At 59.7% G+C, this 16,457-nt stretch carries 13 protein-coding genes, 1 rRNA gene and 1 pseudogene; 8 read left to right on the top strand and 7 right to left on the bottom strand.

The features are described from left to right. Positions 1 to 37 precede the first annotated feature (37 nt). From VGM51_01625 to VGM51_01610, 4 genes are all read left to right on the top strand, one after another. Positions 38 to 355, top strand: a complete 318-nt coding sequence (locus VGM51_01625; protein HEY3411734.1) for a helix-turn-helix transcriptional regulator — start codon at positions 38 to 40, stop codon at positions 353 to 355. After that, positions 352 to 1,068 carry an ImmA/IrrE family metallo-endopeptidase gene (locus VGM51_01620; protein ID HEY3411733.1) on the top strand — a complete coding sequence of 239 codons (717 nt, stop codon included), beginning with the start codon at positions 352 to 354 and terminating at the stop codon, positions 1,066 to 1,068. The genes VGM51_01625 and VGM51_01620 overlap by 4 nt, the downstream gene beginning before the upstream one ends. 196 nt (positions 1,069 to 1,264) lie before the next feature. Next, on the top strand, positions 1,265 to 2,422 hold the full coding sequence (locus VGM51_01615) for an exonuclease SbcCD subunit D (GenBank protein ID HEY3411732.1): 1,158 nt from the start codon (positions 1,265 to 1,267) through the stop codon (positions 2,420 to 2,422). Then, on the top strand, positions 2,419 to 5,475 hold the full coding sequence (locus VGM51_01610; GenBank protein ID HEY3411731.1) for an SMC family ATPase: 3,057 nt from the start codon (positions 2,419 to 2,421) through the stop codon (positions 5,473 to 5,475). Before VGM51_01615 ends, VGM51_01610 begins: the two co-directional genes overlap by 4 nt. A gap of 336 nt (positions 5,476 to 5,811) precedes the next feature. Here the strand turns inward: VGM51_01610 and VGM51_01605 are convergent, their stop codons facing one another. Both VGM51_01605 and VGM51_01600 read right to left on the bottom strand, forming a co-directional pair. Continuing rightward, a complete protein-coding gene (locus VGM51_01605; protein HEY3411730.1) occupies positions 5,812 to 7,857 on the bottom strand; it encodes a recombinase family protein in 2,046 nt (681 codons plus the stop codon). A 198-nt stretch (positions 7,858 to 8,055) separates the two neighbouring features. Beyond that, complete coding sequence (locus VGM51_01600; GenBank protein ID HEY3411729.1) at positions 8,056 to 8,307, bottom strand: hypothetical protein; 252 nt, start codon at positions 8,305 to 8,307, stop codon at positions 8,056 to 8,058. Positions 8,308 to 8,640: 333 nt separating this feature from the next. Here VGM51_01600 and VGM51_01595 point away from each other — a divergent pair. From VGM51_01595 to istB (VGM51_01585), 3 genes and pseudogenes are all read left to right on the top strand, one after another. Further along, positions 8,641 to 9,343, top strand: a pseudogene (locus VGM51_01595) (integrase core domain-containing protein). A gap of 149 nt (positions 9,344 to 9,492) precedes the next feature. Continuing rightward, a complete protein-coding gene (istA, locus tag VGM51_01590) occupies positions 9,493 to 10,944 on the top strand; it encodes an IS21 family transposase (protein ID HEY3411728.1) in 1,452 nt (483 codons plus the stop codon). Then, on the top strand, positions 10,937 to 11,737 hold the full coding sequence (istB, locus tag VGM51_01585) for an IS21-like element helper ATPase IstB (protein HEY3411727.1): 801 nt from the start codon (positions 10,937 to 10,939) through the stop codon (positions 11,735 to 11,737). Before istA (VGM51_01590) ends, istB (VGM51_01585) begins: the two co-directional genes overlap by 8 nt. Before the next feature lie 529 nt (positions 11,738 to 12,266). Here istB (VGM51_01585) and VGM51_01580 read toward each other — a convergent pair. The 4 genes from VGM51_01580 to VGM51_01565 all read right to left on the bottom strand — a co-directional run bounded on the left by VGM51_01580 (position 12,267) and on the right by VGM51_01565 (position 15,390). Then, positions 12,267 to 12,527 (bottom strand): hypothetical protein, encoded by a 261-nt coding sequence (locus tag VGM51_01580; GenBank protein ID HEY3411726.1) that lies wholly within the window; start codon positions 12,525 to 12,527, stop codon positions 12,267 to 12,269. Positions 12,528 to 12,607: 80 nt separating this feature from the next. Continuing rightward, positions 12,608 to 13,390, bottom strand: coding sequence for an IS21-like element helper ATPase IstB (gene istB / locus VGM51_01575; protein HEY3411725.1), 783 nt, complete (start codon positions 13,388 to 13,390; stop codon positions 12,608 to 12,610). A gap of 14 nt (positions 13,391 to 13,404) precedes the next feature. Then, on the bottom strand, positions 13,405 to 14,673 hold the full coding sequence (istA, locus tag VGM51_01570; GenBank protein HEY3411724.1) for an IS21 family transposase: 1,269 nt from the start codon (positions 14,671 to 14,673) through the stop codon (positions 13,405 to 13,407). A 450-nt stretch (positions 14,674 to 15,123) separates the two neighbouring features. Next, on the bottom strand, positions 15,124 to 15,390 hold the full coding sequence (locus tag VGM51_01565; protein ID HEY3411723.1) for a transposase: 267 nt from the start codon (positions 15,388 to 15,390) through the stop codon (positions 15,124 to 15,126). A gap of 146 nt (positions 15,391 to 15,536) precedes the next feature. Between VGM51_01565 and VGM51_01560 the strand changes: the two genes are divergently transcribed. Next, positions 15,537 to 15,818 (top strand): hypothetical protein, encoded by a 282-nt coding sequence (locus tag VGM51_01560; GenBank protein ID HEY3411722.1) that lies wholly within the window; start codon positions 15,537 to 15,539, stop codon positions 15,816 to 15,818. A gap of 253 nt (positions 15,819 to 16,071) precedes the next feature. On the opposite strand, the gene rrf is transcribed toward VGM51_01560, so the two are convergent. Next, positions 16,072 to 16,188 (bottom strand): 5S ribosomal RNA (rrf, locus tag VGM51_01555). Positions 16,189 to 16,457 lie beyond the last annotated feature (269 nt).

Here is a 16,457-nt window from a genome sequence, read left to right as displayed (position 1 = left end):
AACCGCTAATCAGCGGATCTCTGAATACTGAGGCATTATGGCATTTGGAAAAGTCATTGCGGCAGCCCGCAAGGCCAAGCTGCTGAGCCAGAAGGACCTGGCGGCAAGACTGATGAAGGACGACGGTAAGCCGATCTCGCCTCAGTATTTGAACGACATCGAGCACGACCGCCGGAACCCACCCTCCGAGGATCTCCTGCGGCAGATCGCCGTCCTACTTGATTTGGACGTTGAGTACCTGTGCTTTCTGGCCGGACAGCTGCCAAGCGACATCCGCGACATCGCCGTTGATCAAGGACAGGTGCGCGAAGCGTTTAAGGCATTTCGCCGGTCGCTAGGGGATGACCACCATTGAAGTGGTGCAACGATGCTACCGGTCGATTCACTCAGCGCCCTTACTATCTAGAGGAAGAGCTCGACCACCTTTGTGAGACAATTATCGTGCAGCACCTGGAGCGGTATTGCGGCGAGGTGGTGCTGCCGGTGCCGACGAATGCGCTCACGACCCTGATCGAATGTGATGCTGACGACCTCGATGTATATGCCGACCTGACCGCTGAAGGGCCGGACGTTGAAGGTATGACCGAGTTCATCCGCGGAAAGCTGCCTCGCGTCAAGATTGCATCTACTCTGACAACGAACAGCCAGCGCGAGCACCGCCTTCGTACTACGCTGGCACACGAGTATGGGCATGTACACTTTCATGCTCCACTGTTTGAACGCAGAGAGCCGACCTCGGGTCTTTTCCTCGACACCGAGACCACCAATCGGCAGGTCTGCCAGCGACGCACCATCCTACGGGCAAAGCAATCAGACTGGATGGAATGGCAGGCGGGGTTCTGCTGTGGCGCCCTCCTGATGCCTGCCACAGGGACTCGCCGTGCCGTAGTTGATTACCTGGATGCTACCGGCATGCCTTGTCCTGTGTACGAATCCTCGACTGAAGGTGCGCACCTCACTGCAAGGATCGCCGAAATGTTCAATGTCTCGTCCGAAGCGGCACAAATTCGCCTTTCGCGCCTGGGCTACCTGGTGCGACACGGTTTAACACCCACCCTCGTTCGATGATCCTTGTCGTTCGACTCCGAAGACTGCCATCATTGCATCGATACTACGCTAATCCGCATATTAGCGTACAATGCGTATGCAGGTCTTGTGAACAGAGGGCCGAACTAGACCGGCTCAAAAAGGAGAATCGAGTGGACGTAAAAGGATCGCGCATCTTGGTTGCCCTGGCACGCTGGGCGCAAAGGAGGACGGAATAATGAAAGTACTTCACACCGCTGATTGGCATCTCGGTCGCAGGCTTTGCGGCCGAAGTTTGCTCGAAGACCAGCGCCTTGTCCTGGATCGGATCACGGGCATCGCGGTCCGGGAAAAGCCCGACCTGATTGTTATCGCCGGCGATGTCTACGACCGCGCCATCCCAGGCGCTGAGGCGGTACGCCTGTTGGACGACGTACTGAGCACCCTGGTCCAAAATCACGGGTTCAAGGTCCTGTTGATCGCAGGGAATCACGATGGCCCGGATCGCCTTGGGTTCGCCTCCGGGATGTTGGAGTCGATGGGCCTTCATATCGTCGGCCCACTGGACCCGGCGATCACTGCCTTCGATGTCACCGATCGGCACGGACCCGTCAGAGTCATTGCCCTGCCGTACACTCACCCGGCCGTCGTGCGCGAACTGCTGGATGATTCAACCGTCGGGCTGCACGACCACGAGGCGGCGATGGCGGCACTCGTTGCGCGAGCCCGCGAAAAGCTCGTCGAGGGCGAGCGCTGCATACTGGTCGCCCATGCTTTCGTGGCGGGCGGACAATCCACGGAAGAGGCCGAACGGGAACTCAGCGTCGGGGGCGCCGGCGAGATTCCGACGTCCATCTTTAACGGATTCTCCTACGTAGCGTTGGGCCATCTGCACAGACCGCAAACGCACGGCACGCGCCAACATGTCCATTACGCCGGGTCACCATTGAAGTACTCATTCCACGAGGATCACCAAAAGTCTGTTTCCGTGGTGGAAATCTGTAAGCGAGGCATGGTGACGATACGGCAGGAACCGCTCACGCCGATCCATGACGTGCGGTCCATTGAGGGCCGCTTCGACGACCTTATCACCCGCTCGGATCGCTATGGGCCAACGGACGATTACCTGGAGATCGTCTACACGGACGATGCGCTCGTGTCCGATGCCGCGGCGCGATTGGCCGGGGTGTATCCACACTGCCTTGCCGTCAGGCGAAAAGAGATTGGGGTGGCGGGCGAACTCGGCGGCATTTCGCCTGCGGACGCCCGCATTCTGAGCCTTGAGGACCTGTTCAAGCAGTTCTACGCCGACGTAACGGGTAACGAGATTGGAGCAGAGCACACACGCGAACTCCTCAGTGTAATTGACGATGGGATGAAAGGTGGTACTCTATGAAGCCAACCCGGCTCACACTGCAAGCATTTGGACCATTTGCCGACGAGGTCGTTATCGATTTCGATGCGCTCGGCCCGGAACTCCTGTTCCTCATCCACGGCAAGACCGGATCCGGGAAGACGACAATCCTTGACGCGATGTGCCTTGGACTCTATGGTGGGACGTCTGGCGGTGACCGCACGCCCGAGCAACTGCGCAGCGATTATGCGCACCCCGATCAGGCAACGGAGGTAGTTCTCGACTTCAACCACGGTAACAAGGAATACCGTGTCCGGCGCTCGCTCGAGTGTGCTCGGCCACGAAAGAAGGGGGCGGGTATGACCACCCAGCCGCCCCAGGCGATCCTGTGGGACCGTACTGATTGCAATTCCAATGGCGATGGTCACGTGATCGCTGACAGACCAACAACGGTGACCGAACGCGTCGCGGAGATCCTGGGATTCACGTTGGAGCAGTTCCGACAGGTGGTTGTGCTCCCCCAGGGGAAATTCGAAGCTTTCCTTCGCGCATCCTCGAAAGAACGGGAGCCCATCCTCGAACGCCTCTTCTCGACCGACCGATGCCGGGTTCTGCAGGAGGGATTGCGCGACCGGCAGAAGGCCCTGGAATCCGAGATCAAGAGTGACATTGATGAGTTACGTGGCGTCCTGGATGAGGACACGGTTGATGACTACCGCGAGTGGCTAGTTCTCCGGGCCGCTACGCTGGTAGATCAGAATCAGCAGTTGGGGATTGCCAGGGCAGCGTGTGCATTGGCTCAATCCCACCTCGCCGAAGGACAGCGTCAGGCAGCGGCGTTGGCGGAGAAATCGGAGGCGGATGCAGCGTTGCTGGAGGTGACGGAGCGGTCTCCTCTCATCGAAGCGTACCGGGCAACGGCGGGATCCGCCCGGCGGGCACAGCCAGTCGTTCCCGTGCTCGACGCCAGGAATAAGGCGGAAGGTGCGGTGAAGACTGCTCAAGTGGCCGTAGCCGCTGCCCAAGTGAATCTGGCCCGGGCTGAGGCCGTCGCGCAGGATAAGGTAGCACTTGTGGAGCGGGAGAACGCGCGGGCGGGCGAGCGAACCGACGCCGACAAGAGGGTCCAGTATTTGGAGGGGCTTCGGAAGGCGGCAGCGGACGTAGATGAAGCGCTCCGAGCCGTTGATGCCGCGCAGGCTGCATTGGACGTCGCCATGGACGTCGAGCGGACGGATACTGAACGGGTTCACGCCGCCCAGGCCGCGGTTAACGCCGCCGACAAGGCTTTGGCTGGCGCGACCGCGGCCGCTGGCGAGTTAGCCCTCGCAGAGGCGAGATTCAGGGCAGCGCAACAAACCTATGATCAACGCCAGGATCTGAATGCTGTCGAAACGAGACTGCTTGTTGAGGAGGATGAACTGGTCGACCGTGAGGCGACCTCCAGCACGGCTGATGAATCGGCCGCGGCAGCCCGCAATGTAGCAGACGATTGGCGGCGCCAATGGGACGAGGGGGCCGCAGGCATGCTGGCCCGAAACCTGACCGAAGGCAAGCCCTGCCCGGTATGCGGGTCGCTCAAACACCCCGCTCCCGCTACGTTGGAGGAGAGCGTCCCGGAACAGTCGGCCGTCACACAGGCGGAAACAGACGCTCGCGCTCTGGAGGCGGCAGCGCGAGTGGCCCAGGGAGACGTCCGCGACCAACGTCAGGCAATCACGGCGACACAAAAGCAACGCGCGGCGCTGCTGAAGACGCTCGGTGCAGCGGCACCTAAGGACACTGAAGAACTCGGTGTCGAACTGGCGCTGCATAGGGACGCGGTTACCGTTGCCAAGGAAGCATCGGATCGCCTGCCGTCCCTTCAGGGGGAATTGCAGTGCCTGACGGCTGTGCATGCAGGCGCTTCCACTGCCTTGGCTGAGGCAGGAAAACAGCGAGAGGCGGCACAACTCGATCTCAGCGGCCGCAACGCCGTGCTTGAAGCACGTCGTGGGGCCTTGCCGACCGAGTTTGCCGATGCCTCCGCCCTGGAGAACTCCATCGTCGCCGCGCACGAATCGGCTGAATTGTTGCGAACGGCTCTGCAATCCGCTCAGTCGGACGCGCATTCCGCCCACATTGAGGTTGTCCGCGCCGGCGCAGCGCTCAAAGCAACCACAGAAGGCATGGCCGAACGCACCGCTGAGGCGGCTGCGGCGCAGCAGCATCTCGAGGCCCTCATGCAGGGTTCCGACTTCGCTGATGAAGAGTCCCTTGACCTGGCCGCTGCGAGCGTTCCAAGCCTCTCTCATCTGGAAATGGAGATTCGGCAGTTCGATAGCGACTACTTCGCCGCGGAAGATCGTGCCCAACGTGCCGCGACGGCAACCGCCAGCACCGAAGCCCCGAACCTCGCCCTCCTACTCACCCGCAAAGAGGAGACCGAACGGTTCCACGACGATTTGGTGGGTTCTATCGCTACGCAGGAACAGGAGATCGAAAACCTACATTCGTGTATCGCCCGCGCCGAGGAGATCGAGACCAGGGTGGTCGCACGCCGGGCACGCTGTGAGGTCATCGGGCACATCGCCGAAGTTGCCAACGGCACGGTTTCCTTTCAGCGATGGGTCCTCGCCAGGTACCTTGATCAGGTTCTCGATTTTGCGTCTCATCGGCTGCACGCGATGAGTAGCGGACGGTACAGATTGTTAAGAGGACTAAACAATTCCGATCGCCGCCGATCGGCGGGCCTCGAGATCCTCGCTGAAGACGCCCACACCGGAAAGGATCGCCCCGTCAATACTCTGTCCGGTGGTGAGACTTTCCAGGCGGCTCTGTCGCTCGCGCTTGCGCTGTCCGACGTGGTCTGTGCGGAGAGCGTCGGGGCTCGTTTGGACACCATCTTCGTTGATGAAGGTTTTGGGCATCTGGACCCCGAGGCACTGGACGAGACGATCGCAACGCTGGAGGGGCTGCAGGCGGGCGGGCGTCTGGTCGGGATCATTTCGCATGTCGAGGAACTACGGCAACGCATCGACACGCGCCTCGTGGTGCAAGATGACGGAACCGGCCGGAGTACGGCCCATTTCGAGCACTCGACATCTGCAGCGTAACTTATCAGAGGCAGGAGACAGTCCGAGCGGAAGTCGAGAGCACACACGGATGGCTTTGGATTTGGGCCCGGTCGACACACGGTGAAGCCGCTGGCGCATATGGGCTAGCCCGCTGCGCCAGCGGCCGGTGTCTGTTTGCATTCATTCTGTCGGGTGATAGGGATTCCGTACTAGACGGATGCAAGAACTCCCGGCCAGGCGTCAGAGATCGGATGCTGGTGTTGTGTTATATCTGGGCCGGTTCGCGCCGGCCCAGACTCATACGGCGCCGCGATCAGAGAACTAGGGGTCGTCCGCCGCGTCAGACAGAGATTCCCCGCGCCGATGCCGGCCATCTCACGCGAGCAACCCGAGCGGTCTGGCCTTCTGTGACGCTTCGAAAATCGTCTTCGCACCGAGTTTCCGGAGGATGTTCGCGCGGTGGCCGTCCACTTTCTTCTTTGGGAACCCCGTGAGCCTGGCCACTTCCTTAGAAGTCGCCCCGGCCGCCAACGGGCGGAACACCTGACCCTCAGCCTCGGTGAGAGTTGGCACCGTGCCCGGATCACGCTTCTCACTGGGTCCCATCGGTAGGAATGGCAGCATCTCATTCAGTTTGGGTGTCGCGACCTCGATCAGGTCCTTGAATTCGTGGTAGCCCAGGTGCTTGCGGATCAGCCTTAGCGTGATTTGTACGCAACCGTAGGTCACGCCCATCGCATCCGCCGCCTCCGAGGGGGTTTTCCCCATCCGCAGGTGCTGCAGGATCGCCAGTTGCCGCAGCGTCAGCGTTTCGACCCCTGTTGGACGGCTGCGGGGCGGCGGAACCGCTGACATGGGCAGCACAACCTCAGGAAGGCATGCCATCTTGAAGGTTACAGTCGCCGTGTCTCCGTCTCGGTCAACGAAAAGTCGCTCGACGAGGAGCGCGATCATTCCCCGGCGCTCGTCTGGGTTGAGATGCCTCCAGACGGCGGGGAAATCCGCGACGGCCTTGCGCACACGGACCAGTGTCTGCTCGCGGGAAGTCCGATCGCTCAGCGCCTTCTCGATGTCCGAGAGCTCGGCGTTCAGCGCCGACTGTTTGGAACCGAGTTCGACGTTGAATTCGGCGAACTGGTTTTCGGTGATTAGTTCCCTGGTCACCATATTCGCCCACCTGGAGAATTGGACGCTAATCCCCTCGAGTTCTCGTTGAACGTGCGCTCTGCGGTCGATATTCCGCTGCTCTTCCTCCGTGGCCGAACGGGCGGCCTCGCGGTCGATCGTATCGTTGAAGTCAGGGCTGCCGGCGAACTCCTCCAACTGCCCGATCACCAGTGCCTCGAGCGATTCCCCTCGGACAGTCACCTTCGGACATGTCTTGTTCCCGCGCTCGTCCTTCGTGATGCAGCGGTAACTGTGGTATGCACTTTTCCGGGAGAGACTGATGTACAAGCGTGTACCGCATCGGGCGCAAGTGGCGACTCCGTTCAGGAGCTCACTCGCGGCGTGCGGGGTTCGTTTGTGGACGCCGCGCTTCGGGCGGACCGCCTGGATGCGCTCGTAGTCTTCAAGGTCGTAGTAGCGACGGTCGAAGTGGTCGCCTCGCGTCAGCTCCCCGCGTCTCGGCTTGATGTACCCCGCGTGATGCACGCTGTCAAGAATATTGCGAGCGCTACCGAAGGCCCATACGCCATTACCTGAAGGCGTCCTCACACCCAATCTGTTGAGTTCATCCGCGATGCGAACCGTGCCCCAGCCTGCGAGAGCCCAGTCCTTGATCTGGATCACCCAGCGGCCCTGCTCCTCGTTGCGAATTATCCTGCGGCGTCCCTTGATGGGAACGTTCTGTATGGGCTCCCAGGCCCAACCATAACCCGGGTTGCCATGGAGAAAGCCTTGCGAGGTGCGAGTGTCGACAGCGTCTTGTATTCGTTTCTTCAAACCCTCCCGGAACATCGTATTCCCCAGCGTCAAAAAGCGGGCCATGCTCCGCCCTTCTGTTGTTGCCAGGTCCACGTCTTCTCTGGCGGAGATGAACCGAATGCCAAATGGCTCAACTACGTCGTCTATGAAGACCTCCAACCATCGAGGCGTCCGTGTAAACCGGCTTAGGTCATAGACGATCATAGCGTCGTATGCACCTGTCTTCAGTGCGGTCTCGAATTTCTTGAAGCCTGGGCGGGTTCGTTTCTCACTTCCAGTGGGCTCCGGACCGTATCCTCCCGACAAGCCGTTGTCAATGAACTCGTCGGCGACGTAGTTGCCCTTGCCGTAGATCCGGTCGAGTTTTTCAGTAATACGGGCCCTCTGCGTCTCAAATGTATGGCTGCCGTTCCTCTCGTCGTCGACAGACACCCGAACGTACGCTCCAACGCGGTAGACGCTACCGTCGCGTGGAGGTGTGAGATCAATCTTCATGCGATGCTCCCTTCGCAGCCGTCAACTTGACTGCTGCATATTAATATAGCACACATTAATGTTATGTCCTGCAGCGAAAACGTTGGCGCCTATATACCGATAACATATATAGGCGCTATCCGAGGCAGGTGTTAGCGTTATACATATCTATCTTATTTTTATATGCATTGTTTATCTTTCATTGCAGCTTTTGCCGACTCATTCGCCTCCCAACTTGGCTGCCATCGCTGCCCGAATTGCCCCCCTCACCAAGATCTTTGCCGCCTCGTTGAGGCGGCGGTTCAGGTCCGCCTCGGATGTCGGCGAACCCAAGTTGAATAGCGCGATTGCACCGGATTCTGCGCCCGACCCACTGTCGGAGTACGATGTGAATGCCGCGCCGGGATCACGCTCGACCCCTCCTGCCTCCTGCGATTCGAGCAGTGTCCCAATGATTGTTGCCTTGGCCATATGACCCTCCTTCCGCCTTGCGCCGGAACCGACCTGTTGCCCGGGGCAATCTTGCCAGCGCTCTGTTGGCGGGCTACTTCGAAACGTTGAAGTCGGTCATGTTGTATAGTGGCATTTGGCCTGAATTTTATACCGAGAGCGTACCGCGACGCTTAACGAGGCTCGACGTCCAGCGGATTGACATCGATGTAGGGATCCGCTCACGAAACGGAAAGATCCGTACGGTGCGACACTGTGTCGCGGATAGGATTGCTTGGTCCCCAGAAAACTGATCCACAGGTTGCGCTAGTATTTACCGAATTTGGGATACTGACGGTGTCCAGGAGGAATCAGATGAAGAAGGGGTACACGAACCAGCAGATCGCCTATGACTTACGGCAGGCGGAGAGCGGTACGGCTGTAACCGAGGTGTGCCGGAAGACGGGCATCACGGAGCCGATGTATTACCGCTGGAAGCGCAAGTTTGCCGGCATGGGTGTCGCGGAACTGCAGCGGCTGCGCCAACTCGATGACGAGAACAAGCGGAGAAGGGCTTGGTCGCCTATCTGACGCTCGTCAAGCACATGCTTCAGGAGGTGCTGCGAAATAAGTTCTGAAGCCGGCCCAGAAGAGAGATCTGGTTTCTTTTCTGCGCGTCGGCTTTGACGTGAGCGAGCGAAGGGCGTGCGCCGTGCTTCAGGTGAATCGATCAAGCCATCGATATGTGAGCACGGCAAAGGACCAGACAGCGAGCCGGATGGGCCTGCCGAAGATCATCCACGTGGATATCGGTCCTGAGTTCATCGGGAAAGACCTTGACGAGTGGGCGCATCGTGAAGGGGTGACGGTAGAGTTCAGCCGCCCGGGTAAACCAACCGACAAAGCGTACGTTGAGGCCTTCAATGGCAGACTCCGCCAGGAGTGCCTGAGCCAGAACTGGTTTCTGTAACTGGAGGACGTCCACCGGAAACTGAAGGCCTGGCACCGAGATTACATTTCAGAACGGCCCCACACGGCCCTGGGGTTGCTGATGCCAGAGGCATTCACAGCCCGATGAAGGGCCGTGATGAGCGACAATATGAAAGTATGGTTGACGACAACTAGAGTTACCGCTTTGTGAGTCGATCTGAGGCTGGTTTCTATCCTTCTTGAACAGTAAGGAGGTAGAGACAGCCGATGGTCACAGACCAACAGGTGGTGATTCTGATGCGGGAGATTGTAGCGGGAAAGCCTTTGTCCGCAGCGGCGGCCAAAGCCGGAATGTGTGAAAAGACGGGAAGGACATGGCGCAATCGGGGGCAAAGCCCGAGCGCGACGCGAAAGCCGCGTGCCTATCGGACACGGGAGAATCCATTCGTCGGCGTATGGGATGAAGTAGAAGAGCTTTTGAATAAGGATCCTGACCTCCAGGCGTTGACTCTATTCGAGGATCTGCAGAGGCGCTATCCCGGTCGATTCCAGGACGGCCAGTTGCGCACTCTTCAGCGCCAGGTGAAACACTGGCGGGCCACCGAAGGGCCGCAGAAGGAAGTCTTCTTTGCGCAACTGCACCGTGCTGGCGACGTGTGCGAGAGCGACTTCTGTCATCTGACGAAGCTCGGCGTGACGATTGGCGGCGTGCTGTTTCGGCACATGCTGTACCATTTCGTGCTCACGTACTCGAACTGGGAGACGGGAACATTCGTTTTCTCGGAGAGTTTCGAGAGCCTGTCGGAGGGTCTGCAGAACGCACTGTGGACCCTGGGCGGTGTGCCGAAGCGCCACCGGACCGATTCCCTGTCGGCGGCGGTCAGGAAGCCGGAGAGCCAGGACGAGTTCACACAAAGGTACCAGGCACTCTTGAAACACTGCGGTTTCCCCGGCGAGCACATCTCTCCGGGAAGGCCCAACGAGAATGGCGATGTGGAGCAGCGCCATCACCGCTTCGTGGAGAAGTTGGACCAGGCTCTGAGACTTCGAGGCAGCCGGGAGTTTGGAAGCCGGACCGAATACGAGCGATACCTGTCCGATCTCTTTACACGGCTGAACAAAGGGCGGACCGTCCGGTTCCGGGAGGAGCAGGCGTGTCTATCGCTGTTGCCTCTTTCCCGTTTTCCGGCCGGTCGACAGATGCGATTGACTGTGGGGCCCGGCAGCACGATCCGGGTGATCCACAACACATATTCGTTGCCCTCGCGTCTCATCGGTGAGACGGTGGAGGCCAAAGCTTTCTCAGAGCGGATCGAAGTGCGGTATGGCGGCGTGTTGGTGGAGACGCTGCCCCGGCTCATCGGCCAGAACCAGCACTACATCCAGTACCGCCACGTCATCGACAGCCTTGTGAGAAAGCCGGGAGCGTTCCTCTCGTACCGATACAGGGAGGATCTGTACCCGACCAGCCGGTTCCGGGAAGCGTACGACAGACTGGTCGCAAACGACGAACGGACGGGTGTTCGGGCCTATCTGTGCATCCTGGAGATGGCGGCCAAGGAGAGCGAGGAGCGCGTTGACGCGGCACTTTCCTACTTGCTGGGAAAGGAAGAGGTTTTGACAGTCGAGGCAGTGAGGGCGCTGGTGGCAACGGCGGCGTTATTGCCCAAGGTGACGGATATCGCGGTGCCGGTGGCGGATCTTTACGCGTACGACAGTCTTCTGAGCCGGGAGGCAGCGTATGTCTGACACAACCGCCAACCGCCTGGAGGAGTTGTTGAAGGAACTACATCTGCCGGCGATGCGCGCCTCCTACCAGGAGGTGACCAGGACCGCCATCGCCGAATCGCTGTCCTACGAGGCATACCTCTGCGAGCTTCTCACCTGCGAGTGCGAGGTGCGGCGCCGAAACCGGATCGAGAGGCTTCTACGGGAATCGCGGCTGCCGCTGGAGAAGACGCTGGAGAGCTTTGACTTGTCACGCTTTCCGAGACGGTTGCAGCAACAGGTGGCGGCGCTCCTTGACGGAGGTTTCCTTGGTCGCAAGGAGAACGTGCTGGCGTTTGGGAACCCGGGCAGCGGTAAGACGCACCTGTTGTGCGGACTTTGCCAGGAGATGGTGCATAAGGGATACCGGGTGCGGTACACGACGACGAGCCTGCTGGTTCAGGAACTGCTCGCGGCAAAGCGGGACCTGGTCCTGCCCAATAAGCTTCGGAGACTGGGTGTCTACGACGCGCTCTTGATCGACGATCTCGGTTACGTGCAACAGAACCGCGAAGAGATGGAAGTCTTATTCACGCTCCTCGCCGAACGGTATGAGAGGGGTAGCGTGTTGATTACGAGCAACCTGCCGTTCTCGAAGTGGGAAAGCATCTTTAAGGATCCGATGACGACTGCGGCGGCGATCGACCGGCTGGTCCACCACAGCGTAATCTTGGAACTAAATCTTCCGAGCTACCGCATGGAGGCCGCGAGGAAGAATGGACAGAAACCGAAAGACCCGTCGGATGCCGGTTCCGCGGGAGAGGGTGAGACGTAGATACCAATCGCAAGTACCGAGTGTGACGGGTTGGATTTTACGTGAGGCAACGGCCCGGTAATTCTAATTGTCGCCAACAGAAATTCTAGTTGACGTTCATCATTTTCCGCGATCAAGGGCTCGCCAGCCGGTTTCGTGCAGCTCGTACGGGGCTGCGGACTCTAGGAAGTCCTTCGTAAGGGTCGGGCCGAGTCTGATGTTCCGGATCCCTTGAAGACGCGGTGCCACCGTCTGTGTATCGTACCAGAAACGGACCCAGTGAGAAATGGGGTACTTTCCGTAATACAGAGCCCGAGGAGACCAAGTATGTGCTGAGGCTACCGATACGAAATTGTTCATGTCGCCCCGTGTGAAGGCTCCGAGATAAGCGGATGCGGCGCGGAGTTGGTCCTCAGCGTCCCGTTGTATCAAAGCACGGCGGATCGCCTCGCCTCTTGCCCGAACGCCTGCCGTGTAACCTCCTGCAGCACACACGATTCCGACGAGAAAGAAACACGCCATCAGCAACCAGCGCCCGGTGCTCACTTTATTACTTTGCACCTTTAGTTGCCCCCTTGATCACATCACCATAGATGTCGATCCAGTTGCGGATCGTACCGTCGATTGTCAGATGACCCTTGGCCTTCTGTATGCAATTGATGCATTTCTTGACCCAATCTGGTACGTTAACACCACAGAGCTCGACCTTCGCTAGATTCGGACAGTGCTTCTTGATCGTATTCCAGCCGGGGTTGTTTGTCGCGGGATCGACGCCTTCGGAGACCTTATTGTCGGCAGCGTTTTCAATCACCCTGTGACACCTGTCAACGGCGCCTGAAAAATCCCCAATTGGGCGCGGGTGAAAATTCCCCACCTGTCTGACCTTGTGGGTCAGTTCTTTGGTTTGCTGTCTTCCAGCGCTATCGCCGGAGCGGACAACAGTCCTGCCTTCTTGCGTTCCTTGAGCCGGTAGCTCTGGCCGCGGATGTTGACTGTCGTGGCGTGGTGCAGCAGGCGGTCTAGAATGGCGGAGGCCAGCACCGTGTCGTTGAAGATGCTTCCCCAGTCGGCAAAGCTCTTGTTGCTGGTGAGAAGAATGCTTCCCCTCTCGTAGCGCGTGCTCACCAACTGGAACAGTAGCGTAGCCCCCAGTTCATCCAGCGGCAGGTAGCCGATCTCGTCAATGACCAGCACCTTCGGCCGCAGGTACGTCTTCAGTTTCTGAGCGAGCTTCCCCTCCCTGGCCGCCTTCCCGAGGTCCGTCACCAGGTCCTGGGCGGTGCTGTAATGGGCGGAGAAGCCGGCTTTCATCGCCTCCATGGCGAGTGCGACCGACAGATGGGTCTTTCCGACTCCCGGCGGTCCGAGAAACACCACGTTCTCCGCCTCGTGCACGAAGCGCAGCGTCTGCAACTCCTGGATCTGCCGCTTGTCGATGCTCGGCTGGAAGGCGAAGTCAAACTGCTCCAGCGTTTTCACATAGGGGAGCCGGGATTGCTGTATCCTTCCCGTCAGGCTCTTGTCCTTGCGGAAGCTCGTCTCCTCGGCCACCAACCCTAAAAGGAAATCCGCGTAAGAGGGGTTCTCCCGGCCGGCCCGCTCCAAGTGCGTCTCCAAGTTGTTGTCCACACCGGCCAGCCCCAGTGGTAGCAGGTGATCGTGGAGTTGCTCGATAACTGTCACTGCTGTCACTGGGCACCTCCCAGGACTAGGAGGTCGTCATAGACAGACAGAGAACGGATCTCGACCTCGGGCGTCGGCCGCAAAAGCCGCAGCATCGGCTTGTGACTGTTGGCCTCTTCCAGGGCGTACGGCATCCCGGCATGGTGCTCCTTCTGGATGAGCACCTGGTGCTTGCCCAAAGGGAGCGGGTGGACCGCCACCGTCGCGCCGTCCTTCACCACCTCGATGCGCTCCAGCCCCTCTCGAACCGTCACCTGTGAGCCTGCCAGCACCCACGGCACCGAGAGCCGGTTGGCGTGGTAGGCGACAAAGGCATCGCGGCTGACCTTGCGCGTTTCCTCTTCCACATACGGGTAGGAGGGACGGCCGGCAGCCGGCTGAAGGTATGCCCTTTCCTCTTTCCAGGCTTGCAGCACCACCCGGTGCGTTGTTCCGTGCACCCGGCGGTTCGCCACCTCCCATACCCAGCTTTTCAGCTGCCGGCTGGTGTCAGACACGCTAACCGCTTTCAACCCCGTCACGAAACTCTTCCTCACGTAGCCGACGCTGCTCTCGATCTTCCCCTTGGTCTGGGGCCGGTACGGGTGGCAGAGCTTTGGAGTGAAGCCCCAGTGACTAGCAAAGTCCAGAAACTTCGGGTTCCAACGTACTTCGCCGCGTTCGTCCACCCCGGAAGCCACCGTCTTCATCCAGTCGTACAGGATTTCAGAGGGTACACCGCCCAACTCCAGGAAGGCGGCTTCATGCATCCTCAGGAACACGCTCATGCTCTGGCTGGTGCAGGCATCGGCGAACAGCGCCCGGCTGCAGCCCAGAGTGAAGACGAAAGCATACAGCCGATGCCGCTCCCCGTCCTCCTCGTAGGTGCCGATCTGCGCCCAGTCCACCTGAGCCTGCTTGCCCGGCGGCGTCTCGTACCGCCGCACCGCAAGCTCTTTGGCGTCCTTCCTCTTGGGACGGATGTAGTCTTTCACCCGGGTGTAGCCGCCGTCGTAGCCCTGGGCCTGCAGCTCCCGGAACAGGACCACGGCACTCCAGACGCCTTCGTCCATGCGTCGGTCCAGGTAAGGGTGGTAGGCACCGAGCTTCGCGTACCCGTAAGGCAACTCCCTGGGCGGCCGCGGCCTCCTCGGCCCGTACCTCGGCGGCTCCGTCGTTTTCAGGTACTTCCGAATGGTCTTGCGGTCGTAGCCGGTCTGGCGGGCGATCTCGCTTACCGACAGACCCGAATCCCTCAGTTCCCGTATTCTCTCCACGGTCCCTCCTCGTAGCATACGGCCACCTCCTTCCCTTACAGGAAAGGGTGGCGCTCTCGCCTACAGGTGGGGAATTTTCAACCGCGCCCTTTTGTCCATTTTACACCCGCCGCTGACAGTTCGGCCGATTGGCCACAAGGCCGCGCTCCCCGCTGCCCTGTATCCGGCGCCGCTTCCGATGACGGCACCGCAAACTGAACCCCTCCTGCATCCAAAGACGGTGCAGCCGCTTCCGGTTCAGAACCACCCCACGCCGCGCCAGCTCCGCATGGACCCGGGGGCAACCGTAGTCCCGGTGCTTCGTCAGAATGTCGCGGATATGCCCCACAACCTCGTTGTCGCGAGCGGAGCGCAATTCCCCTTTGTGCTGGAGCGACGCGCGCGACAACGACACCAGACGGCAAGCCCTCCGCGTCGAGAACCCACTTCGTATCAGGTGCCCCGCCGCCTGTCTGCGGCGGACGGGGCTTACCAGTTTCCCTTGGCCAGCTCTTTCAGCGCCTGGTTGTCCAGGGATAACTCCGCCACCAGGTGCTTCAGCCGACGGTTCTCATCTTCCAGCACCCGGAGGCGATGGACGTCCGCTTCCTGCATACCAGCGTACTTCGACCGCCAGCGGTAGACCGTCTGCTCCGACAAGCCCTGTTCACGGCACACAGCCGCGATCGTCTTGCCGGAATCGATCTCCTGCAAAACGCGTAGGATCTGCTCCTCGCTGTAGCGTTTCCCCTTCACTTCGGATGACTCCTCTCCTGGAGCTCATCCTATCAACTCAAGTGGACCAATCCACGGGGGGAGGGCCAAAGGCTCAGTGGCCCGTATTAGAGGACGTTTTCTACTCGGAGAAGCCGTTCGCTGGTTCCGACGCGCGGATCGGAATCTTGAAAGCCTTGGGCGAGCCGCCCCACACCGGGGAGAAGTCTCTCCGCCTCGCACAGTTGATCGACGATCCCCGCAATGAGGGTCTCTTCACGCAGGAGAATCTCAGAATGGGGATGGACGGCTACCGTCAGAACGCCGCACGGTCCTTGAACAGCATCGGCGGCAAGGACTACGTTCCGGTGATGCTGGTGCAGGATCTCGGCACGCCCGCCAAATCGGCCGCCGCGCTTAAGGAGTTCCGCCGCCTGGCGGATGCGCTCGCCAAACGCCACAAATCCTAAGGGCCTGGCATCACAGTAGTGTCGGCGTCCCCGCCGACACTACCAGCCGCCCTCCATTCATCAATCATCATTGTGCCTTCTGCATATTCTACGCGCCCCTCCGTGCCCCACTGCGGTGAACCCGGCTCTCTCGGATCTCGGAACTAGGAACTAGGAACTAGGAACCCCTCGGCCCTCAGCCCTCAGCCCCCAGCCCTCAGCCCCATAACGCAGAACAACCCCACCGGTTAAGGTGAGGTTGTTCTGTAAAGTAATCTGGCGGGGACCGTATCTCCCGGGAGGTTACCCTCCGAGTACCATAGGCCCTGGCGCGTTTCACGGTCGTGTTCGGGATGGGAACGTGTGGTTCCGCGCCGGCATTCCCGCCAGAAACTGGAAGATGGAGGTTGGAAGATGGAAGATGGACCGAACCACCGCTTCATCACCAACCGACCGTCTTCGTCAAATTGTCAAGATACGCCTGAAGGAACAGGTGTGGATGGCGAAAGACGTTTTCCATCCTCCATACTCCATCATCTATCCTCCGGGTTTCTGTGCCCTGAAAACTGCAAACGAGGGAAGGAAGGGAAACGATGAATTATGAACGATGAGCGATGAATGCCGGAGTCCGGAATTCATCATTCATACTTCATCGTTCAT

The organism is Armatimonadota bacterium (genome assembly GCA_036504095.1).
Taxonomy (GTDB): domain Bacteria; phylum Armatimonadota; class DTGP01; order JAKQQT01; family JAKQQT01; genus DASXUL01.
Note: the sequence above shows the minus strand (reverse complement) of the source record. Positions and strands in the feature narration are given on the sequence as shown.